At 70.3% G+C, this 23,044-nt stretch carries 7 protein-coding genes and 1 pseudogene; 1 reads left to right on the top strand and 7 read right to left on the bottom strand.

Annotated features, from left to right (window positions below):
* Positions 1–20 precede the first annotated feature (20 nt).
* On the bottom strand, positions 21–1,295 hold the full coding sequence (locus SGCZBJ_RS26200; RefSeq protein ID WP_240621557.1) for a TonB-dependent receptor domain-containing protein: 1,275 nt from the start codon (positions 1,293–1,295) through the stop codon (positions 21–23).
* A gap of 1,024 nt (positions 1,296–2,319) precedes the next feature.
* Positions 2,320–2,646, bottom strand: a pseudogene (locus SGCZBJ_RS26195) (TonB-dependent receptor plug domain-containing protein); the annotation flags it as partial.
* Positions 2,647–3,436: 790 nt separating this feature from the next.
* On the opposite strand from SGCZBJ_RS26195, the gene SGCZBJ_RS17745 reads away from it, so the two are divergent.
* The gene (locus SGCZBJ_RS17745) at positions 3,437–4,888 is read left to right on the top strand and encodes an ATP-binding protein (protein WP_101719298.1); all 1,452 of its coding nucleotides are present in this window, start codon (positions 3,437–3,439) and stop codon (positions 4,886–4,888) included.
* A gap of 111 nt (positions 4,889–4,999) precedes the next feature.
* On the opposite strand, the gene SGCZBJ_RS17740 is transcribed toward SGCZBJ_RS17745, so the two are convergent.
* From SGCZBJ_RS17740 to SGCZBJ_RS17720, 5 genes are read right to left on the bottom strand one after another with little or no spacing between them, the layout of a single operon-like run.
* Positions 5,000–8,116 carry a PA14 domain-containing protein gene (locus tag SGCZBJ_RS17740; RefSeq protein WP_101719297.1) on the bottom strand — a complete coding sequence of 1,039 codons (3,117 nt, stop codon included), beginning with the start codon at positions 8,114–8,116 and terminating at the stop codon, positions 5,000–5,002.
* A 23-nt stretch (positions 8,117–8,139) separates the two neighbouring features.
* Positions 8,140–14,091 (bottom strand): hypothetical protein, encoded by a 5,952-nt coding sequence (locus SGCZBJ_RS17735; RefSeq protein WP_133149286.1) that lies wholly within the window; start codon positions 14,089–14,091, stop codon positions 8,140–8,142.
* A gap of 11 nt (positions 14,092–14,102) precedes the next feature.
* Positions 14,103–16,955: a hypothetical protein gene (locus SGCZBJ_RS17730; protein ID WP_101719295.1), complete on the bottom strand. Its 2,853-nt coding sequence runs from the start codon at positions 16,953–16,955 to the stop codon at positions 14,103–14,105.
* Positions 16,956–16,974: 19 nt separating this feature from the next.
* Positions 16,975–20,244 (bottom strand): DUF6603 domain-containing protein, encoded by a 3,270-nt coding sequence (locus tag SGCZBJ_RS17725; protein ID WP_101719294.1) that lies wholly within the window; start codon positions 20,242–20,244, stop codon positions 16,975–16,977.
* On the bottom strand, positions 20,244–22,790 hold the full coding sequence (locus SGCZBJ_RS17720; RefSeq protein WP_101719293.1) for an alkaline phosphatase D family protein: 2,547 nt from the start codon (positions 22,788–22,790) through the stop codon (positions 20,244–20,246). Before SGCZBJ_RS17720 ends, SGCZBJ_RS17725 begins: the two co-directional genes overlap by 1 nt.
* Between the last annotated feature and the right edge of the window lie 254 nt (positions 22,791–23,044).

Raw genomic sequence — 23,044 nt, 5'->3', positions numbered from 1 at the left:
ACCCGTAAAATAATCTCGCCTCAGAAGCGGGCTGTGGCGCTGAGTTCGAACCGGCGACCGCGCGGGTCGCCATAGAGGCTGTAGCCGAAGTCCGACGGGGCGACCGGCGGATCATGGTCGAGAACATTCTGGATCCCGAACCTGATCTCGACGTCCCGCACATCGGGCCGCCATCTGGCCAGGCGCAGCCGCAAGGCCGCCTCCGCATCCAGGTAGACCTGCGCAGGGACACGACGCGACGACAGGTTGGCGACGCTTCTCGTGCTCAGCGAGGACGCTTCGACCGCGACGTATGAGCCGTAATACTGGGCGTCCAACCGCAGCGAGAGATCGCCACTTTCCCACACCGCGCCGCCGGCTCCGCGCCATTCCAGCGGTCCGTCGTTGGTGGCGACGTAGTCCACCACGGGCCTGTCTGGCGCGACCTGACGGGTCAGGCGCGGCGTCCAGGTCACGGCGGCGAAGAGGCGAAGGGTGTCATCCCGCCTCAGCCGGAAAACCTCGTCCAGATGCAGGTCGAGCGCGTCGACGTTGGTCCGCCCGATGTTCATGTAGGTCGCGTCGATCTGGGTGATCGCGCCGGCCGAATAGCCGGCGGCGATATCGCCGGGCGTCAAGGCGGCGCGCACGATGCGGCCGGGATACAGCGCCTCGTTGGCCACCACGAAGGCGGCTCCGACGTTGCTGATCTCCCCTCGTTTCCGCGTCCGGGTATAGTCCAGCGAAACGCGCGGCCCGGGTCCTTCGTCAGGGTTGTAGACGACGCCGAGCGCGATGGTTTGCGCCCGTTCCGGGCGGAGGGCCGTCGATCCGCGTTGAAGAAGAACAACCGTATTGTTCAGTGCGACCAGTTGTCCGCCACGAGCAGGGTCTGTCAGTTGATAGGCCGGCAGGGTGGTGCGGCCCTCCGACATCTGTTCCGGGTTTGGAGGCGACACGCCGGTGGCGATGCTGGCCCGCAGGAGCAGGGCGTCCAGGGGGAAGACGCGCAGGCCGGCGGTGTAGACCGTGCCGGCCTTGTCGTATTGGCTGCGCGGCCCCAGGAAGGCCGTCGACGGAATGTCGGCCTGGTTGGCGTCGTAGCGAGCGGCCACTTGCAGCTCCAGCCCGCGCAGGAGGGGGCGTGTCGACGCGCGCGACAGGACCGGCGCGCGCAGCTCTCCGTAAAGGGATGTCGTCGTGATCGAAGGAGCCGTTTTCGTCCCAAGGGGTGAGGCTGGCCTTCTCGACGCGTCGTTCAGCGGAAAGCGACAACGCGACGTCGCCCGCCGCGCGCCGTAGCAGCGGGCCGCCAAGCCTGACCGCGAAGTCGCCCAGCCGCAGTTTCCGCTCGAAGAGCACCGTGTGGGGGATCTTGTAGGCCTGGATCGTGGCGACGAAATCGGCCCAGGAGCCAAGGGGCTCGGGCGTAGGTTCTCCGTTGGCGCCCGGCTGCATCAGGAACATCGACAGGGGAAAATTCTGATCGAAGGCAAAACCCTCCTCCCTGAAGCGGTTGCGGGTTTCGCCGACGCTGTAATTGGCTTCTCCCCGCCACGAGGCGGGCAGATCGAAGATGACCTTGGCGGAGGCCCGCAGCGTGCGCATGCGATTGCGCGCATGCGCTTCCATGCCGGGGAACGGGAAGACGAGCTCGACGGGCTGGGCGAACGGGAACGCATCCGTCACCGGCCGTCCGGGCTGCCGCCTCATCACCGCGGGCCATCCGGTCTGCCACCCGGTGATGTTGAACCCGGAGACCGAGCGGCCTTCGTTTTCCCAGCCGATGAAGTCGACGACTGCTTCGACATGCTGGCCGAAACGATGGCGCGCGTTGAACAGCAGCGAAGTTGCGGTCGTGGAGCTGGTGAGGCTGCGAAGCACGCCGTTGCCGTCAGGCGACAGAGCGTCCGGAACCTTGCCCGCATTCGCCCGCATGATGGATCCGTCGCCCACGCCCACGCCGACGCCAAGCGGCAGATAGGTGAACGTCGAGCCGAGCGAGGCGCCGCCGAGGGCGGGGCTGAGTTTCAGGTTCTCGCCGTAGAGGCTGCTGATGATGACGCCATCGGCGAAGGTGTAACGCAGGCCGGCGGGGTTCTGCGCGATGTCCGCCAGCCGGGCGCGTTGGACGAAGTCGCGATCGCCGAAACGCAGTCCGTCGCTCTCGGCGCGCGAGACGTTGATCATGATGTCGGTGGCGCCGTCGTCCGGGGTAAATCCGATCCTGCCGTCGACCCGTCGCCTGCGCCCGTCGCCTCGATCCGTGAGGCCATAGGCTGTGCTGATCTCGGCGCCGCGATAGTCGCGCTTGAGGATGACATTGACGACGCCGCCGGTGGCGCCTGGGCCGTAGATCCCGCCGGCCGTCCCCGTCAGGGTCTCGATGCGGTCGATCGCCAGCAAGGGCAGGCCGTTCACGTCAGGCTGATTGAGTTCCAGGGCGAAGAATTGGGAAAGCGTGCTGGGCATGCGGGTCCCGTCGACCAGAACCAGGGTCTGGTTTGGACCCAACCCATGGAAATTCAGCTCCGATCGGTTGCTGGCGTATCCCTCCCGGGGATCGCTGGCCGGGCCGAAACGCTCGGCGTTGTTGGATTGCCGGGACCGGAGAAACTGGTCGAGATTGTCGACGTGCGAGCTGCGGATGTCCGCCGAGGTGGCCACGCGATAGCCCTGTATGTCGTTTTGCGTTCGGCGGATGTCGGCGTTCTGGGCCTTCCTGCCGATGACCAGGACCTCGGGCAGCGCTGTCGGCTGTTCCCGCTCGGGTCGATAGACGATGTAGGTTCCGTCTCCCACCCGGCGATAGCTGAGGCCGGTTCCTTCCAGCAGGCGCGAGAGGATCGGCTCGACCTGAAGGTCGCCGGCGATGCGCTTGTTTCTAAGTTCGCCCACGACGTCTGGCGCAAACAGCAGGTCCGAACCGGTGCGAACCGAAAGATCTCTCAGGGCGTCGGCCAGGCGACCTTCCTTGATGACGATCCTTGCGCCGCCGAGCAGGCCCCGGGCGTCCGCAGTTGACGCCAGGCCCAGCGCTGTCGCGAAGGCCAAGATCGAGAGTCCATGTCGCCCCAATTCATCGTCCCCAGAACGCCACCTTTTCGGGGATCCCGGCGACCGCACCCCGGCGCCGTTCACGGACGAAGGTCAGCGTCGCCGAGCCACAAAGGCTCCTGAAGGCGACAAAGTACTTCCGAGATATCAAGGCCTTGCCATATCAGAGCTGATAGCTCTGCGGACGGCCCGTCAGGTCCCCACATCTGTAAGCTACCGCGTTTGGCAGGGTCGCCCTGGTAAAGAGAGGTAAAAAGCGCCCACTTCTTACGGGTTTTCGGGCGCCCTGCGTCTCCGACTGCCAGCGCGCCGGCCCTGATCACCTTTCGTGCAGGCCGGACGTAGCTCGACGCTGTCGGAAGTCCCGGCGGCATCTTGAACCTGGAGCGGAGGCCTTCTGATGACGACCCAGTTTGACCAGTCGAGGTCGTTCGCCTTCGGTCCCTTCGTACTCAATCCCGAGCGACAGATGCTCGTCGAGGACGAGATCCCGGTAGCGCTCGGCGGCCGAGCGTTCGACCTCCTCACGGCGTTGGTGGAACAGCCCGGTGTCGTCCTATCCAAGAGTGAACTGCTTGAGCGGGGGTGGCCTGGCCTGGCGGTCGAGGAGGCCAATCTGAAGGTCAATATCGCCGCGCTGCGCCGCGCGCTCGGCGAGAAGGCGGGGAGCCTGCAATACATCGCCACGGTGATCGGCCGCGGCTATCGCTTCGTCGCGCCGGTCCGGGCGGGCCGGTCGGCGCGCGTCGCCGTGGAAAGCCGTTTCACCGGCGGGCAGAGCAACCTGCCGGCCGCGATCGTCGGTATTGTCGGACGCACTGGGGACATCGCCCAAATCCAGAAGGGGTTGGAGGTCGATCGCCTGCTGTCGATCGTCGGCGCCGGCGGTATGGGCAAGACGACCGTGGCTGTTGCGGTCGCCGAAGGTTTTGCGGGGCAGGTCGCCGACGGCGCATGGTTCGTCGACCTGGCGAGCATCGATGATCCGGCGCAGGTGCCTAGCGCGATCGCCAAGGCAGTCGGCCTTCCGCGCCACGGACCGAACGCCTGCGCAGAACTGATGGACTACTTGCGTGATCGCAGGCTGCTTCTGGTTCTCGACAACTGCGAACACCTGATCGAGGCGGTCGCGTCCTGCGCGCAGCAGCTTCTTGCGGAGGCCCCTGGGATGCGGATCCTGGCCACCAGCCGCGAGCCCCTGCGGATCAATGGGGAGCGAGTCTATCGCCTGCCGCCGCTCGACGCACCGCCTATTGCGCCGAACCTCCAGGCCAGGGCTCTTCTGGCGTTTCCCGCCACGCAACTCTTCGTCGAGCGCGCCGCCGCCCGGAACCGGGCCTTCCAGGTCGAGGACGATGACGCGCCGATCGTGGTCGAGATCTGCCAGCGCCTGGACGGTCTGGCCCTGGCGATCGAGCTGGCGGCCAACAGCGCCAGCGTCTTCGGGGTTCGAGAGCTTCGGGGGTTGCTCGACGGGCGGTTTCGGCAGCTTGGCGGGCTGCGCTCCTGGCCGGATCGCCACCAGACCATGACGGCGGCGATCGACTGGAGCTATAATCTGCTGTCCGAGGAAGAACGCGCGGTCCTTCGACGACTGTCGGTGTTTCCCGCCGCCTTTACGCTGAGATCAGCGTGCCGTATCGCCGAAACCGGCTGTGAACTGAACAGCCCGATCGAGACCCTGGCCAGCCTTGTCGACAAGTCCCTGGTCACGGCCGAACCGGCCGGCGGCGCCATCGCCTACCGACTGCTCGACACGACGCGCGCCTACGCCCTGCGCAAGCTCGCCGACAGCGACGACGAGCAATGGGTCCGTCAGCGGTACGCCCGCCATCTGGATGCCGGCGATTGACCCGATGGCGTTGCTGCTCGGCGCGCAAGATCAGGTGATCGGATCCGGGCGGGTCGCCGCCCGGCCTGCCTCGGTGAGACGATTGTCGAGCCTGGTGGAGACCACCGGGCTTCAGGCCTTGGCGCGGTCGGCGATGTCGAAGCGCAGGCCGCTGGAGCCTTCGCCGCGCCCTGGCTGCTTTCGCCTGCCCATCCACAGGTAGGGAGCCCCGTCGAGACCGCGGGCGAATTGCCAGCTGCGTGTGACGCGAGCCCCGGCGCGGGGAATCTCCTCCTCGTGGATGTCCAGCCGGCGGTTCGGCTCGAGCATGAGGCCAAGCGGCGGCGTCGCCTTTCCGTCGACGCCCGGCAGGGCGCCGCGGCGGAGGCGGTACGACCTGGGCGCCACCTGCGCGGGGGTCATCGGGATCCAGTAGTCCGGCGGTTCGGACCCCACCTTGTAGACCAGCGCCGAAGCGGCGCCGGCGTCCAGCCGGGCGGGCGCGGCGCCTTGCGGACGGCTCTGCCGATAGGCTTCGTAGCGGTCCACGCGTCGACCGATGTCGCTTTGGACGACGCGCTCCACCGCCCAGGCCATGTTGGCCATCTCGTCGCGCAGGAACAGCACTTCCTCGACGGGCGCGCTCTCCATCGGCGACAGGAGTGTCGGCGCCAGGAAGAACAGGGGCGCCGCCGCCCCGGTCGCCTGCTGGGGCGTTAGGCCGAACAGGTTCCAGCCGGCCGTCGGGCCGTCCAACGCCGTATGGTGGCGGATCTGGGTGGTCACGCCGAAGGTGTCGACGACCTTCAGCGCCTTGGGAGCGCAGACCGCGCCTGCATCCAGGTCGACGGGCATGACGAACCAGTCGTCGCTGCCGACCAGGGCGAATTCCAGCAGGGCGAGCATGGCCAGGTCGGTCTCGCCGGCCTTGACCTGGCCCCAGTCTACTTGGCCGTCCTCGAACTGCCAGTAGCGTGGAGCGGGCATGCCGCGATAGCTCACCGGCGCGGGCACAGCCTCGGCGACCACGGTCGCGCCGCCGCCCGCGCCGGGTTGCAGCCGGGCGTCGAACGCATGCCAGTCCAGGGCGCCGCCGGGATAGTCGCGGGCAGCCAGGTCCACTCGGCCGGCGGGCGTGGCCGCCGAGACGGCGAAGGCGTACTCCATCCGCTCTGGCCGCCATGCGGGCGCGGCGCCGGCTTCGGTTTCGGCCAGGCCGCCTTGCCAGGCCAGCCAGGTCTGAACCGCTGCGCGCACGGCGGCGTCGTCGTCGGCGCTCACCGCCAGCGCGGAGGGAAGGGCGGGGGCCGACAGCTTCAGCGCGGCGCGCAGCTTGCGTCCGTCCGGGGCCCGGCCCGCCATCAGGCGCGCGAAACGGCGACCGGCGGCGTCCCTGCGGGGGCCGGCGGCGCCTTCCTCCAGGGGATAGGCCGTCTTCACGGCGAGGCCGTATTTCCCGAGGCCGCGGCTGGAGAGAATCCGCAGGAAATGAAGGCCGCTTTCCGCGGCTGCCCGGAGGTCGTCTTCGGCTTGAGCCCTCTCGCGTTCGACCAGCGCCTCGAGCGGCGTGCGAACCCCGTCCAGCGGCTGCTCCGCGCCCAGCCAATAGGGGACCGGCTCGATGGGGGCGCCGTTCTGCAGGGTGACGACGCCGATCTCCTCGATCAGCTTCTCGCCGCTGAAGCTGACCTGCAACCAGTCGGGAAAGCTGCCCGCCGTGGCGTCGTTCCAGCCCCCGCCCTGGGCCCAGGCCGCGCCGGTCCGGTCGCCGTTGTTGGCGCCGGTGACAGGATAGGCCGCGCTGTGGGTCGATGAGGCGAACACGCGTCCGCCGTTGGCGGCCAACGCGACGTTACTGGAGGCCGCCGCATAGGACGATGGCGGATAGAGTTGGCTTTGCGGAACGACCTGCTTGGGTTGGCGCGGGCTCGACCACATCAGCCGGCAGGCCGCGACGCTGACGGTGTCGTAGTATTCCAGCCGTATGGCGTACTTGCGCCCGGCCTGCAGGGTGACGGTACCGCTGTATTCCGTCGCCGCCTGGTCCATCCAGGCGTTGACGATCATCTTGTCGTCGATCCAGAGGCGCACCCCGTCGTCGCCGGTGACATGGAAGGTGCACGGTTCGGAGAACCGGGGCGTGATCTCGCCCGTCCACCGGGCCGAGAACTTGTCGGCGGGTATGGACGGATGCGGGCTGGCCGTTCCCCAGGCGAAGTCCACGGTGGGATCGATCCGTCTCACTGGCGTCCCCGTGAGGTCGACGCTCGGGAAATACTCCGCGAACAGGCCTGGGCCCGGCGGGAACGCACGGGTCTTGCCCGCCGAACCCCAGGTCGAAAGACCGCCGAACTGGGTGAAGGCCATGCCCCGGAGGGTGCGACCTTCCAGCCCGATCAGCTTGGCGGGGACCTCCAGGCGGGTCCAGGTTCCGGGCTTGGGCAGGTCGCCCATCCGCCGGCGGCTGACCTGGCCCTCGACGCCCCAGCCGATGAGGTTCTCCCCCCAGTAGGCGCGATGGTCCCAGGTCCCGTCGAACCCTTGCAGCATGATCTGCTTGGGCGGGTTCTTCGGATCGAGCCACACGTGCACGAACAGGCTCTCGCCCTCGTGGATCGGCAGGTGATCGGAGCAATCCTCGAAGTAGTGCTGCTTGACGCCGTCGGCGTTGGGGGTGCTGTGGACCTTGCCGCCGCCGGCCGGCGCGGCGGGGTCCATGGTCCAGGTCCAGCCGTCGCCGCGCGGAACAGCGCCCGCCGGCGCCGTGTCGCCCACCCAGGTGACGTCGCGGTCGGAGGGCTGGGCGATCGCCTGCATCGCCTCCAGTTCGACGACGCGGCTGAACTGCTCCAGCGCGCCTCGCACGACCACCCGCACGCGATCGGTGCGGATCGGCGAGAACCGGGCTCGGACATGAACCTTGTTGTTGCCTCGAACCTGTCCGCCGGGGATCGGCCCCCAGGCCGCGCCGGTCCAGTATTCCAGGTCGAAGTCGGTCAGGCCGAACTTGGAGAAGGTGGTCGGAACGCGATCGGGATCGTAGCTGGGCAGGAACCGGTCCAGCCGGCCGCAGTCCGCCTCGAAACGGGCCAGGGCGGGCGAACCGGCGTCGGTCCCCAGGAATTCGCCGAACTGCCACTGGCGCGCCAGCAGCCACAGCGGATCATGCACGGCGGCGTTCAGGCCGCTGGTCATGTTGGGGTCGCGGCCGACCGGTTCGATGCGGGTCCAGGTGGTGATGGAGGGCATGGGGCTCGTCTCGGTCGCTTGGGTCAGGCCGGAACCGTCGCCGCCTGGGCGAAGTCCGTGGAAATGGCGTCGCCTTCGGCATTGATCGCGAAGGTCAGCGCCGGCAGGAAATGGCCGGCCAGGCCGACCTTGGTGGTGTCGGCGGTCTGCAGCGCCGCCAGGTCGAGCACCCGCAGCTTAGCCAGCTCCAGGGTCTCCAACAGGATCGCCTCGAGGGTTTCCGGCCGCCAGGCGGCCTCGGCGTTCGGCGGCGTCGCCAGCAGGACGGCCTGCGGCGCGCGGGCGCCCGGCTGGTCGTATTGGAAGGCCAAGCCAGTGGTTTCCTTGGCGTTGGGAATGGCCTCGACCCACTCGTCGATCATCAGCCCGCAGACCGGAACCGGCTGGCCCTTGGCGTCCACGAACAGGCCGCTCGGGGCGGCCTGGGGCGAAACCCGCCCCGCCAGGTGAGCGACCAGGGACAGTCGGCCCGGCGCGGGCGCGGCTCCGGCGAGCAGCGGCAGCGCCGTCCAGCGGTCGTTCGGAACATGGGGCAGTTGTCCGACCTCGAAGTGCAGGGCGACATCCCCGCGCAGCGCTTCGGCGCAGGTGAGGGCCTCGTCGAGCCGGCGGGCGCCGTCGCGCACCCGCGCCGCGCGCTGCACCCAGGTCACTGCGGGCAGGGGATCTGCGCCGGCCGTCCCGCGCGCCTGGAGCTGGTGGCTGGCGGCGAAGGTCTGTTCCAGCTCGGCGGCGTTGGGCGCCGACCAGCGGGGCAGGATCTTGAAGTCGTCGCCGAACAGGATCGCCAGCCGGGCCAGGTGATGGGCCGCCGCGTTCGGATCGGCGGCGGCGTCCAGCGCCTCCAGCCGCGCCAGCCGCTTGCCAGCTTCTGCTCCCACGGTCCTCGACTGTTCCAGCAAGGCCGCCCGCCCTTCGGCCAGGCCGTCGAAAGGCGCGGCGGGCGCGGCGCCGGGGATCCCGAAGGCGGCAAGCGCCAGCAGCGTTCCGCGCATCGCCTCCAGGTCCAGAGATCGCAAGTAGGCCAGGGTCTCGTCGGTATTCGCCCCTTCAGGCGGCGCGGCGGGGATGCCGGTCGCGGCGGCCTTCAGCAGGGCCGCTGCGCTGTCGGCGCGCCGGCGCAGGTCGGAGAGGTCGACCACAGCGGAAGAGGGGGCCTCGGCCTGGGTCAGGTCGGCGCTGGCCAAGGGGCGCGCATTGACCAGCAGGTCGCGCACCGAGCGGACGGCCTCCAGGAACTCGGCCGCGCCCAGCCGATCCGCGCTCCACGTCGGATCGCGTTCGAAGTCCAGGCGCACGCCGGCCGTGGCGGGAACGTCCGCGGGCCGCGCGACCGCCAGCAGGTGATCGACCAGCCGCTGCTCCAGCTCCGAGAGCACGCCTCCGCCGCTCGCGTCGCTCATATGGACATAGTCCAGCGGGGCCAGTTTCAGCGCGCCCAGCGACAGTGTCACGGGCGGCTTTAGCGCGGCGCCGGTGGCGGGATCGAAATACTCCCCGCGGCAGAACGCCCGGTTCGGGCTGCCCAGCAGGTGGCCCGTCCAGGCGTCCAGTTGAGGTTCGGCCACGGCGCGCGCTTGCGTGGCGGCGACGTCCCAGCCGTTCCGTTCGAGGGGCGCGCCGGCCAGCAGGACCAGCAGCCGGTGCGTGGTCGCCACACCGGTTCTAGGCGTTCGGATCACGTCGAAGTCCGGCGGCGGCAGCTCGCCGCGTCCCACCGCCTCGAGGGCCGCGCCGGAACGCACCGGATTGCCCTGGACCACCTGGTGCACGCTCTCGGCCAGGATCAGGTCGCTGGCGGCGTCCATCAGGTCGGCCAAGCCGTCCAGTTCGGCGGCGATGGCGCGCCAGGCGGCCGCGTCCGCGCCGTTTGGGCCGGGCAGCCGGACGCCCGACACCTCCGCGCCGAACGGGATGGTCTGCGGATCCCAGCGACCTTCGGCCTTGCCCGTCTTCCAGCGCTGGAGCAGCGCCAGTCCGTCGATCACCTTGCCGGCAGGCAGGGTTTCGTGGGCCTTGGCCCAGAGCGCGTCATAGGCGGCCAGGCAGGCCTTGCTCGACGTGTCGACCAGCGCCTGAGCCGTCGGGATGGCGTTCGCGGCGGCGGTGCGTTGGCCCTCCAGCCCGGCCTTGAGGCCCTGGGCCGTGTTCCCCGCCGTGATCGCCTTGTTGATCTGATCTGTCAGGTTCGCCAGGGCCGTCGCCCAGGTCTTCGCCTGCTCGACAAGCCCCGGCAGCGTCGGCGCTATCCGTCCGCGCTCGGCTTCCAGCGCCCAGATCTCCTGCTGCAACGCATCGATCTCGGCGCTGTTGTCGATCGGCGGCTTTCCGTACGGGCGCTCATGCCGTTCGGCCTCCAGGAGGTCGCTGATCGTCGCCTGCATGGTCTCGATGTCGGTCGCGATCGCCGCCAGCCGGTTGCGGACCTGGTCACGCGCGCTGGCCGCCAGCCCGGCGCTGGCGGTCGTCTGCGACAGGGCGGATTTGGGATCGCTCTTCTGTGCGTTGGCCTGGGCGCCGGCGTCGATCAGGTTTTTGTTGGCCAGCACGGCGGCCTCGGCGTTCGCCAGCGTGACTTTCGCGGCGTCCAGCGCCACGCGGGCGTCGGCCAACGCCTTTTCGGTGGCGCGGACCGCTGCGGCTTCGGGCGCCTGGGAGGCGTCGCCCTGGAAGTCCTCGAGTTCGCGGAACAGCCGGATGTACTTGTCGAGTTCCAGGCCCGGGTGGTTTTCGTGCAGGCCGCGTTCGAAGCGATAGCCCAGCAGCGCCGCCATCGGCTGCCCCTGCCGAACCCCGTCCAGCAGCCACAGCGCCGATCGCACCCGCGCCGACGACAGGTCCACGGCGAAGCTGTTCTCGGCCTTGTCCGCGTGGGCCAGGTAGCCGCTGCGCAGGACGGCGGCGGTCGCCGCATGGGCCAGGGACGGCGCCTGCACATAGCCGCCTTCCCGACGAGGGGCGGCGGCGTCCTGGGCGGTCAGGTTCTCGAGCCAGCCGTAGCCGCCCAGGTGCACGCCCATTGGCTTGGCCTTGCGCATCTCGGTGAGCCGGCTGCTGGCCAAGGAGGTGATCCAGGCGTCCAGCCGGTGCGAGGCCAGGTCCAAGGTCTCGGTCAGCGCGCCTTCGAGCGCGGCGGCGGGGCGCCCGGCCATGTGCCTGAGGCTCCGGCGGAATTCGCCAAGCTCGGGCAAGGCGTCGACGTCGGTGATCGTGGCGAGCCGGCTCCAGGGCCGGGGGCTGTCCGCCTCCACGATCTCGGCTTCGAGGCGTGCATCGGCGGGGGTCTGGCCGCTGGCGGCCAGAAGCCGGGCGGCGGCGATGTCGTACTCGGTCAGCGCGGCGTGGCGCAGCGCCAGGAGCAACAGGTCCGACAGCTGGCTTGGCGGTTGCTCGCCAGGCTCCTGCGACGGCGGAAACACCGCCTGACGAAGCTGCTCGGCGCTCAGCGACAGCAGCCAATGCACGGCGGCGCCGGTGTCGGCCAGATTGCGGGAGCCGCGGCTGGCGCTGAACACGTCGCGGGCCAGCGTGCCCGAGGTGACGTCGGCCAGCCGCGCCTGGCCCGTCAGGCCGCTGGCCTGCAACAGGCCGCGCACCCGGCCGGCCTGGGCGTCGAGCTGCGCGATCTGTGGCGTTTGCCCCAGGAGCTCCAGCAGGCGCCGGCCGTATTGCCCGCCGATCAGGCTGCGCAGGTCAAAGCGGCTGGAGCGCGCCTCCATGCCCAGGATCTGCAGCAGGACGTCGTTCTTGTCGCCGGCGGCGCCGACGTGCGGCGCGCGGGCGAGCACGGCCCGCCAGATCGACCTCGCCGTCCGCAGCAGCGGGGCGAGGTCGGGCCCGGGCTCGTTCGGCCGAGTGGTCCAGAGGTCGAGCGAGGTCGCCGGCAGCAGGCCGTAGGGCTGGCGGCCGATGCGCAGGGCGGACGCCGGGCCGCGCGCCCGGACATGGTCGATGAAGTGCCGTCGCGCCTTGCCCCGGACCGCATCGGAGAGCGGCTGCGCCATGCCCTGTTCGAGATAGTAGCCCCAGGTCGCCGGCCACAACGCCGTGTTCATCGCCTGGGCGTCGGCCTGTTCCAGGCCATCGGCGCCCGCTACGCCGGCGAAGACCTCTCGGCCGAGGCCCAGCAGGCCCGCAGCCGCCGCGCCGTCGCTTCCGTCCGCCGGTGGCGAGGTCGGTCCAACGCCGAGGCGAACGGCGTCGTTGCGGCCGCCGCCCGAGGCCGGGGCGTCGGTGGCGTTGCTGGCGGCCCCCTGTTCCAGAAGGGCCAGGCCGTCGGTGAAATGGTGGGCGTCCAGCAGGGCCTGCAACTGCCGCGCCGAGGTCGTCGCATCGCCGGAGGTGCGCACGCCGAACACCAGCAGGCGGTCGAGACGCTCGGGTTCGTTCCGGGGCCAGGGCGCCCGGATGGCCATTCCGCAGTCGAGCGCCGCATCGATGTCGACGAGCCAGCGGCTGCCTTCGTCGAGCAGCCCCGCGACCCCGCTTTCCGACCCCGGATCGGACTGGGCCTTGTCAGGGGCCGCCGCTACGGCCAGCGGCGCGCCATCCGCGCCGCCCGGCGGCTTTACCGGTTTGGACTGGGCGACGATCACCCGCTTGCCGTCGCGATAGCCCACCGCCAGCCAGCGGTCCGGCAGGGCGGTCGCATGCGGCGCGCGGGTCCATGACGCCTCGCGCGAGGCCGTCGCGGGAAACACTGGCGCCTTGGGCAGGGGCGCATCATCGGCCAGGGCGGCGGCCGGCGCATCGGCGGGGTTGCCGGGGGTAAGCGCCTGCGCGATCCAGGCGGCGCGGGGCTCGCCGAAGCGCTGCGCCAGCTGGGTTTTGGCCGCTTCCAGCCTGGCGTCGTCGTCGCCGGCCCGCCAGGCGTGTTCCCAGAAGTGCCTGCCCCACAGCTGTTCTTCGGCCGTAAGCTCCGGCTCGTGGGTGTCGACATGGATGGTGTCGGGGTAGACCCGCACCAGCAGTTCACGCCCGGGACCTGCGGTGACGAAGCGCGTTTCCAGGCGCACGGGCAGAAGCGCGATCGGGGCGTCCGTCGGCAGCGATCCGAAGATGGCCTGCGGCAACGACGCCCGCTGCTCGGCGAGGCGCTGGTCGAGTTCCGCCTGGGTCTTCACCACCTGCGTCTCGGCCGCCGTCACCGCCGCCGTGGCGGCTTGCGCCTCGGCGCCGCGTTGCGCGGCGGCGGCGTCCGCCGCCTGGGACTGGGCGCGCGCTTCCGGCAGCGGCGCCGCCGCGCGGTCAAGGTCGTTGGATCGGGCGCGGGCGGCCTGGGCCTCGCCCCGCGTGGTGGTGACAAGCTGGGCGCTCGCGGCGACCCGTCCGTCGGCCTGGGCGAGCGCCTGGCTCGCGGCGTTGGCCTCGGCTTGCGCCTGGGCGGCCTGGGCGGGGATCGGCGCCAGCTGGGCGAGCCGCGCCTGCGCCGCCGCCAGCCGCGCGGCGGCGGCGTCACGGGCCTGGGTGGTCGCGTTCACCTGCGCCTGCCAGGCCTCCATCAGTTCCGCATAGTCTATTCCGGTATCCAAACCGGGCTTTCGGACCGGGGGCTTGGGCTTGGCGCTCTTGACCCGCACAAGTTCGGTGTTGAGGCGCGAGGTCTCCGCCTGATGCGTGGAGACCTCGGCCTGCACCGCCGGGATCTGGGCTGCCTGCTGGTTCAGGGCGGCGGCGCGGGCGGCCAGGGTGTTGTAGCGGGCCGCGGCCTGGTCGCGGATCGGCCGGGCGGCGTCTAGTTCCTGGACCGCAACGGCGGCGCGCCGATCGGCGGCGTCGGCCAGGCCACGAGCCTGGACGGCCTGGGCGGCGACGGCTTCCAACTCGGCGACCCGCTGGCGCAGGCGCGCCTGCTCGGCCTGGGCCGCCGCCAGGGACTTGCCGGCGCCCGCTGACCGGGTCACGGCCTCTTCGACCGCGCGCTTGGCGGCGGCCAGTTCGGCGGTGAGCCGAAGGATCTCTGCGTTCAGGTCCACGGTGTGCTTCTTCAATCGTTGGGCAAGGCGAACATCGCCTCGGCGTGGATGGCGATGCGGTAGGTGCGCTGCAGGGTGATGCGAGCCATGTGGCCGGCGTTCCTGCCCCAGGTGACCGGGGCTCGTTCCGGCCCGATCGACTTTCCGGCCAGCGGCCCGGCGACCGGCGCGTGGGTGAGGGCGGCCAGCGCCTCCGGGGTCGAGGCCACGTGGCCCCAGGAGACGTCGCGCCAGGCCTTCAGATCCGAAACGGTCTGGGGCGCGGCGGCGGGATCCAGCCCGAAGCGCGGCGCTGCGGGCTGCTCCTGCAGCACGAAGTACCAGCCGCCTTCCTCCGTCCTGGCCTGGGCTTCGGTCAGATCGAAGCCGACGAAGGCGATCTCTGGCTCGCGCGCGCCCGTAAAGCGCGGCAGCTTCACCTGGGCGGGTTGCTCCGTGGGGAAGGCGCCGTCGGGCAGGGCCTTGACCGCATATATCGAGGCGTCCGGATAGCGGCGCAGCAGGTCGCCACGGATCAGCAGCACGAGGTCGTCCTCGGCGTCGCCCACGCCCAGATGGCCGCCGAGGGCGCTGGTGTCCTGCCAGCCGTGGATGGGGGAAAGATCGGGCCCCGCGAACTCGGCGGCGCGGACGTCCCAGAACTGCCGGAAGTAGGTTCCGCGCTGGTCGGTCGGATACTCGCGCCACAGCAGTTCCCGGGCGAACTCATGGTTCAGCCCGACCATGAACGCCTCGATGAAGCGGGGATTGGTCTTCAGCAGCGCCAGGGTGTTGGGCGGGGTGTTCTCCAGCCCCGGCAACAGCATGTCGTGCATTTCCTGCAGTGCGCGGTACATCGGCGCGGGGAAGTCCGGCGCGGCCATGACGGGGCTCAGCGTGTCGGCGTGGACGGTCGCCTCCGCTCCCCGGGCCAGCTTGGCGACGGGGGTGCTGCGCACGCGCGCGCCCACCGCCTCGGGAATGCGCAGGGCCGGGTCGAGCCTCGCCTTCAGTTCGGCGGCGACGTGGTCGAGCGGCAGTTGCACGGCTGTCCTGGTCTCGCCCGCGCCGCTGAGCTCGGCCAGCTTGGCCTGTTGGGCCGCCGCCGCCTGGCCAAGCGACGTTCCGCCGCCCGGATCCAGCCGGCCGCTCTTGGCGACCACGGCCGCCGGGACGTCGGCCATCGCGTTCAGGATCAGCACTTCGATAGGCGGCCTGGAAGCTTCGTCTCCAGGCGCCGGGAGGTCGCCACGGAGAGAGTTGGCCAGGGCCTCCAGCGACAGCAGACCGATGTCCGCCGAACGTTCCGGCGCGGCGGCGGTCGGCTCGGCGATCAGCCGTTCCAGCGGGCTCAGCGGTTCGACTTGGGCCGCCGCGCGGCGGGCGATCGGGCCGTTGCCGCGCGTCATCCGGCGGAACCCGGCGGACAGGGCGCTGGAGGGCAGGGCGCTGCGGCGCACCTGTTCGCCGACGCTGTCCCCCGCCTGCGCCGACCGGGCCTTGGCCTTTCCGTCCGCCGGAGTTGCTACGCGGTCGTGGGCGGGCGCCGTGACCTGAAGCAGGGCGCCGGGATCCAGCGCGGTCAGCCGCGCGTGAAGGTTCGACCCGATCTCGACCGCGAGCTGGGCCTGCCTGCGCGCCTGGTTGTCGCGTTCGATCTCTTCCACCTGCTCCCAGGCGGCGGCCATCAGTTCGTCCTGCCGGGCGCGGACGGTAAGCCCTCCGAGCCCGGCCGCGACGCGGTGGCGAGGGTCAAGGTTCAGGTCGCCCAGCCAGTTCGGGACCTGGCTGGGAGCGGGCACGACGCCGCGACCGGCATGCTGCTGGCCGTAGATCGGCGGCGTCACCAGGGCGTCGTCGCTTGTCGCCGGGGCGTTCAGCAGCTGGCGCAGGGCGGCCTGGAAGGTGTCGCGGTGCGCCGGTGACCAGGGCTCGGGCGGGGCGGTCCTGGGCGGAACCAGGGCGCCCTCCAGCGTCAGCTGGACTCCGGGTGTGGCCGGCAATCCCCAGCCGGGCGCGCTGACGTCGAGGCTGAGCGCGCCGACGCCCGGCAGGTCGGTGCGCCGTTGCAGGCGCCGCACGAGCGTCTCGAAGCTCTCGGCGCCGGCTCCGGTGCTGAAGCGCCAGTGGTGGTAGACCGGCAAGGTCACCAGCTGGCGCCCCGCGCCTGCCGGCGCGGGCCAGGCCGGCGTGAGGTCGGCGAGGCTCTTCGGGGTGACGGGCAGGCCAAGACCGGCCAGGCGTCCGGCCTCGAAGGCGGGGACCACGCAGGCGATGTAGGCCGTGTTGGGAACAAGCCGCCGGGGGCACAGCAGCCGCGACAGGTTTCGCCCGGGGGCGCTGGTGATGACCTCCTGCACGGCCTGACGCGCGGTAGCTTCGTCCTCGCCGGCCGGCGCCTCGCGCAGCACCTGGGCGTGCGCCCAGGCGTAGGTCTCGGCGAGGTCGGGCAGTTCGCGAAGTTCGCATTCCAGGCTAGCCACCGGGCGCTCGGGCCCGGCGGACAGCAGGTTGGGCGCGCGGTCGCGGACCACCACCAGGCAAAGCCAGGGGCGCAGCACGCCATCGCTCGCCGCCTCGGGGCTGAACATCCACGGCAGGTCGGGCGTATCGAACTCGACCGCGGGAAAGTATTGGGGGTCGAAGTCGGGGGTCAGGTGGCGCGGTTCGGTGCGGATCACCTCCGCGGGATCCAGGCCGATCACATCGCCCGGGCCGTACAAGCGCAGCGGCAGGTCGACCGTTTCCTCGCCGCCGCCGCCCTGGAGCTTCAGTCGGACCGGCATTTGCAGGCGGCCGCCCTCGGCGTCGCCGGCCAGAGCGGCTGCGAGGCCTCGCCGGACGTACGGCAAGAAGGCGTATTTGGCTTGGGCGGTGTCGGACATCGTTTTTCCGGATGCTCTGTTAGGCGGCGGCCGTGAGCGCGCTGGACAGGCGTCCGCGGGCCTTGGCGGCCGCGCCGGCGTCGGCGGCGGCTTCCATCAGCCGTGCGGACAGCGGGGCGGCGGCGATCCGCTCGGCCGCTTCGCCTTGCGGGGCGCGGTAGACGGCGGTTTCGAAACTGATGTCGAGGTCCAGGGCGGGGTCATACGGCGCCTCCACCGCGTGCGCGGCGAGGCTCAGGCCCGACTGCATCTGCTCGAAGGCCGGCGCGCCCAGTTTCTCGGCGTCGCTCATGGCCCGGAACTGCGCGGGAGCGAAGGCGTCCCGCACCGGCGTGACCTCGACGCGGCCGTCGAGCGATCCCCCGTCGGGGGCGACCATTTCCAGGGTGTAGCGACCGCCGTCGCCGGGCGCGTTGGCGCCGAAGCGGGTGATGTCCTGGTCCAGCGGCGCGACCCGCTGGCTGACGCTGAGGGCGGCCAGGGGATGCAGCAGCAGTTCGTCCTGCGCCGTGCCTGGGTCGCGCAGACGGACCAGCGGGTGACCGACTGTCAGTCCGCTCCAACTGCGCGGATCGCGCAGGGCCTCCAGCAGAAGGGGGCGGACATAGGTGACCGCCGGCGTCGCCGGCGCCTGGCGGCGGCCGAAGGTGTGATCGAAGTCGACCGTGACGTCGAAGAACAGGACCTCGATCTTGGCCTTGCCGCGGACATGCCACGGCGAAGGCCCGCTGAGGTTCATGTCGAACTTCACGCCGACCAGGTTGCGGCCTTTGTACTTCAGGGCCGCCATCGCCCCCAGGTCGACCACGAAGGCGAAGGGCTCGAACTGGAAGAGCGCGTCGAAATAGAGATAGGCGTCGACGGTGAACCCGGCGGCCGAGACGTTGAGGTCGGCGCGGGCGCCGAACTGCACGGTGTTGGAGGTCAGCGCCAGGTAGGTCTCGAGCCGCAGCTTGAGGTTCGAGCCCTGGTCCAGGCTCAGGGCCACGCGGTTGAGCTTGGGGAAGGCGGCCGGCGGCCGGTAGCGCGGGTTGAAGCCGCCGACGGCCAGCAGGAAGTTCGGATTGGCGCCCCAGCTGGCGCGCAGCGCCATGTCGCCGGTCAGGGCGAACTCCAGCAGCTTGGAGTCGTAGAGCGTCGCATCCAGGGAGACTTCCCGACGCTCCAGGTCCAGCACGCCCAGCGCGTCCATCTGCAGGCGCACCAGGGGCTTGTCCTCGCTGGGAAGGATCGCGCGCAGGCGGCCCAGCAGCAGCAGGCGCACCGGCGCCGGCATTTCCAGCACGAGCCCCAGGTCGAGGGTCAGGATCCGGGGCGTACCCCAGCCCAGCTTGGCCATGGGCCCGACCAGCACCCGGTCGGCCGCGGCGGGGAAGGCCGCGTTCAGGTTGGAGATGATCTGCGGCGCGTTCTTGGCCGGGTCCTTGGGGAACAGCACCGAGCCGAGCCCGCCGGTGCGGATGCCGGCGCGCAGGACCTCGGTGTCGGCGGTGCGGTTAACGCCGATCAGCCCGCCCACGCCGTTGAGCGTGAAGCCGTAGCCGAGCTGCATCGGCGGGAACTCGGCCGAGATCAGCACGAACAGCGAAAAGCCCTTGTCGCCGTCTGGCATCCGGGTGGTCAGCAGGCCCACCGCGCCCAGCGCGATCTTGCCGCCCAGCTCCAGTTGCAGCGCGCCGGCGTACTGCGCCTTGGCCGGGTCGAAGAACAGGTAGCCGCCGCCGGTGACCGGCCCGGCCTTGATGTCCAGCCCCACCCCCGCGGGCGGCTTGAAGCTGATGTCCAGGTCGAGCGGGCCCAGCGCGCCGACTTCGCCGGTGGGAGCCGGGGTCAGGCGCGCCTCGACGCCGATCTGCTCCACCACGGCGGTGATCGGACCGATGTGCGCCTTGGCGCTGACCGAAGCCTGGGCCGTAAGGCCGGTCTCGTCGGCGCGCGCGCCGAAGTGCAGGGTGTCGATGTCCAGCACGCCGCCGAACGACTTCCTGATCGCGAGATTGGTCTCCAGTCCCGCGCCGCCCTTCAGCCGCAGCCCGCCGGCGCGCGACCATTCCACGCCTAGGGCGAACGGCACGCGGATCTCTTCGGGCAGCACCTTCTGCAGGAAGCCGTCGCCATCGCCGGCGCACAGCACCAGGGCCGCTTCGCCGGCCTCCGCGCTGATCGAGATATCGGGAGCCTCGCCAGAGCCGACAGCGAAGCCGGCGCCCACGCTGACGTGGTTCGCCTCGAGCCGCGTGCCCTTGACGCTGCCGATCAGCAGGGGCGCTTCTTCGTCGTCGTACCGGGTCTTCCGAAGCCTGGCCGCGACCTTCAGGCCGGCGCCGTCGTTGGCCATCGCCACGCCCTGCGGGCCGACGACGAAAGTCCCCGGCGTTCCTTCGGTCGCCAGCTCCAGGTCCCAGCCCGAGAGCTTGGTGTTGAAGCTCGCCGTTCCGCGTGGAGACACGGCCAACCCGGGACCGCCTTCCTCTTTCGAGAGCATGAGGAGGGAAGCCCCCAGGCCGACCGACGGGCCGACCGGGGCGCGTGTGGAGACGAAGAACAGGCGTCGGATCAGGTCGGGGTCGGCCTCGCCCAGATCCACCTCCGCCCCCGGCGCGACGCCGTAGACGGCCCGCATCCCGATTTCCTCGAGGACGCGCGCCAGCATCGGGAAGATCAGGCCGGAGGCCGTGGCGACGTCCTCCTTGGTCGCCAGCCCGTTGGGCAGATAGTGGTGGCCAAGCACCTTGGCGGGATCGCTGAACAGCGGGCCCAACCTGTCGAAGCGCACCCGCCTGGGCTGGTGCTGGGCGATGATCACCTGGCCTTCGCCGTTCTTGACCTGCTGCGGCGGCTCGAAGGTGGGCGAGACCTCGATGAGCGTCAGCAGGTCCGCGGCCTGATACAGGAGGGGACGCCACCGCTGCAGGTAGATCAGCAGCAACTGATGCAGCAGCTCCTCGAGAAGGTCGTCCAGATAGGGCGCGACCGCCACGACCTCGTCGAACGCGGTCTTCAGGGACTTTGCCGCGGCGATCAGGGGTTTAAGCGCCTCGAAGGCCGCCTTCAGTTCCGGTAGGCTTTCGGGCGGGTCGTTGATGAGCGTGGAGATCGTGGCGTGCGCCTCGACCAGCACCTCCAGCTTTTGCGCCAGGCCCTCCTCGACGCCGGGCAGGGCGGCCAGGTTCCAGCCCACTTCGCCGAACAGGGCCCGCCGGTAGCCGACGTTGCGGGCGGCCGTGACCAGCGGCTCGAACAGGCGCGAGATCTCCTCGAGGAGCAGTTTCTGAAAGTTGGTTTCCATCACTGCTCACCGGGATAGGTAGGTTTCGGGAAGGCGGGCTCCTGGAAGCCGAACGGCACGCGATACTCGGTCAGGGGTTGGGCAACTGCGCCGTCGACCAGCCGCCACCAGAGCTTCTGGACGAGCGCCTTGTTGTCGCCGGCCGGCCACTCGAAGCGGATTTCGCCGATGTTGTTGCGCCCCACGAGGATGCGGCCGGCGGCCTCGTCGGCGTATGCGCCGTAGGCCCCGGTCAGCGCGTCCATCTGGCGCGCGCGCGCCTTGTCGGACCCCGTGGCCGGCGGGATCGAGGCGGCCATCGGCGAGGGCGTCTCGTCCATGATGAAGTCGAGCCGGTAGGCCCAGTCCGGGGCCTTGCTGACCAGGGATCCCGCGGGAAAGCCGTTGAGCCGCAGCAACGCGGGCGTGCTCGCAAGGAGTTCCTCGCGCCGCCGCGTGCGATACTTGCGCACTTCGACGGCCAGCTTGGTCAATGCGGGATTAGCCAGCCAGTCCAGGGTCGAGGGTTGCGGATCCGGCTTGATGTCCAGATCGGAGCGTTTCGGCGGTTTGCGCCATCCGATCCAGGAGGCGTTCATCAGGCCCCCGAGGAACTGCACGTCAGCCACCGAGCCGAAGGCGTAGTTGTGCAGCGCGCCGGTCTTGAAGTCCTGATTGTGGAAAGGGCTGGAGGTGAACTCCGCGAAGACCACCTCCAGCTTGCCGCCATCGGGCCATGGAGCATCGGCGGGGCGATAGCCGCCCTTTGACGACCAGTACTGACCCCGGACGGCGAAGCCGTAGTGGATGTCGCCGGTGGCGATCGCGAAATGGGCCCTGCGGTGGGTCTCGGACGCGGGCGCCGTCCGATAGGCCAGTTCGACCAGCAGCCGTTCGAAGGCGGGGGTCTGGCCGGTCCAGGCGTCGCCTCGATCGAACGCCACTGGCGGGCGCATGCCGCTGATTTCCACCACGGCTTCCGTCACGGGCTCGCTGACGACGTTGGTGGTCGCCACGACCATCGTCATGTCGGCGGGCGGAGACGGGCGGCGCGCTCCGCGGATCTGCCGCTCGAAGCCCAGGTCGTCGAGTTGGTCCGGGGGATCGTCTGGCCCCCCTGGGAACCCACGCATGGTGCGGGTGTCGAGGACCAGGCACTGAAAGCCCGGCGTCTGGATGTCGTAGTGCCAGTGCAGGATGTCTTCATAGGCCGGGCTGGCCGCACGCCGGCGCCCGTCATAGACGGGTATGTTCAGGCAGGCGCTGATCATCGCCTCGTGCGTCTCGCCGGGGTGACCGCGCCAGAGCGACAAGGCTTTCAGCAGTTTCCCGCCCGGCGTATCGGGACTCTTCGTCTCGAATTGCTCGGGGGTGTTTCCCCAAGCCTGGAACAGGGCGTAGGCGAGCAGGCCGTTCAGCACGTGCCGTCGTCCGCCGACATTGTCCCGCTGGTAGACCTTGCGCTCCCATCCGCTGGTCAGGTTCCAGTCGTCGGTCACCTCGTGGTCGTCGAAGATCATGTAGGTGGGGGTGTTGGCCAGCGCCCGGCGCACCTTCGGCAGGGTGGCGCGATAGCCCTGAAGCCTCAGGCGCTCCTTCTCGAAGAGCTCGGCCCGTTTTTCCCGCTGCTTGGCGGAGAGGTTGACGAAGACCTGTTCCAGCGTGGGAACCTGGTTCGGCGCGGGCCAAAGCACGTCGGACCAGGCGAAGAGATACATCGCCGCGAACTCGCTGAACCGCATCAGGTGGCTTTTCGCCGTCGTGGCGCTTTCCCCGCCCGGACCTTCCATGCCGCTGAGCCCGATGGCCTTGGCGAAGTCCGACCTGAACCCCGGCCCGGGAAGCGTCTTGTTCTCGGCCTCGACCGGCCATCCCACCAGCGTCTTGCCGGCGTCGATCACCAGCGCCAGCAGGGCGTCGGCGACGTCGTCGGCATAGATCTGGTCGCCCGTGAGCAGCAGCATGTGAGGACGCGGTGCGGTGGCCCCGGACGCCAGCGAGGCCCGTATCATGTCGTCCAGGATCGGCAGGGCGTCCTCGCCCTGACCGTGGGCCTTGCGGCACGAGCCGTGAACGATCCGCAGGCCGTTGATGGGCGAGGCGCCGCCTGCGCCGGACGGGCCCGGAGGCAGGACGAAGCTGGGCAGGCTCGGGCCATCAGGCCCATAGGTGAGCAGGGCCTTGGCCTCCTGGGTCGAGGCGGCGACGACGCCGGTCCGTCCGCCGTAGGCCGGTGCGAACAGTTCGCCGACGCCGGCGTCGTCTGGAGCCGCGCCCGCGATTTCCGCGAAGAACAGGTTGTAGGCGTATCTCTTGCCCCAGGAGAGAGAGCCGCTCTTGGCGGTGATCGCCAGGATGTGCAGGTTGTCGCCGACCCTGGCGGTGGTCGCATCGCCGTGCAGGACCGTGTCGGTCCAGCCGCCGCCCTGTGTTTCCGCATAGACCTCGAGCCGGACCGTGCGCGCCTTCCTGAGCGCGACCCAGACGGTCACCGACTGGTCGTCGGTGCGGCGAAGGATCGGGCCGCAGACGACCAGCGGCAGGCTTTCCAGGCGGGCACTCAGCATCAATCGCGTTCCAGCTCGGGAAGGACACGGCCAGGCCGCATGCCGACAAAGAATGTGATCGCGAGCCGGCTGCGGATCTTCCGGTCCTGGCAGTCGCTCGCCTTAGGAGAGCAATTCTGCCGTCGGTGATAAGGCGCTGCTAGCGGTGCGCGCCGCCGTTGGTCGCGCCATTGGCGAAGTTCGTCGCAAGGCTGGAACGTCCGAAAAACGCCGAAACCCGGGGCTGAGGCCCAAGCTCCGGCCCGGCCATCGAG

It is taken from the genome of Caulobacter zeae, assembly GCF_002858925.1.
In the GTDB taxonomy this organism is placed as follows: Bacteria; Pseudomonadota; Alphaproteobacteria; order Caulobacterales; family Caulobacteraceae; genus Caulobacter; species Caulobacter zeae.
The sequence above is the reverse complement of the archived record's forward strand: the minus strand, read 5'-3'. Positions and strand labels throughout refer to the sequence as shown.

What these genes read in the sequence shown, in the direction of transcription:
- SGCZBJ_RS17730 (WP_101719295.1), bottom strand. Translation starts at nt 16,955, where the DNA reads ATGTCCGACACCGCCCAAGCCAAATACGCCTTCTTGCCGTACGTCCGG.
- SGCZBJ_RS17740 (WP_101719297.1), bottom strand. Translation starts at nt 8,116, where the DNA reads ATGCCCTCCATCACCACCTGGACCCGCATCGAACCGGTCGGCCGCGAC.
- SGCZBJ_RS17725 (WP_101719294.1), bottom strand. Translation starts at nt 20,244, where the DNA reads ATGGAAACCAACTTTCAGAAACTGCTCCTCGAGGAGATCTCGCGCCTG.
- SGCZBJ_RS17720 (WP_101719293.1), bottom strand. Translation starts at nt 22,790, where the DNA reads ATGCTGAGTGCCCGCCTGGAAAGCCTGCCGCTGGTCGTCTGCGGCCCG.
- SGCZBJ_RS17745 (WP_101719298.1), top strand. Translation starts at nt 3,437, where the DNA reads ATGACGACCCAGTTTGACCAGTCGAGGTCGTTCGCCTTCGGTCCCTTC.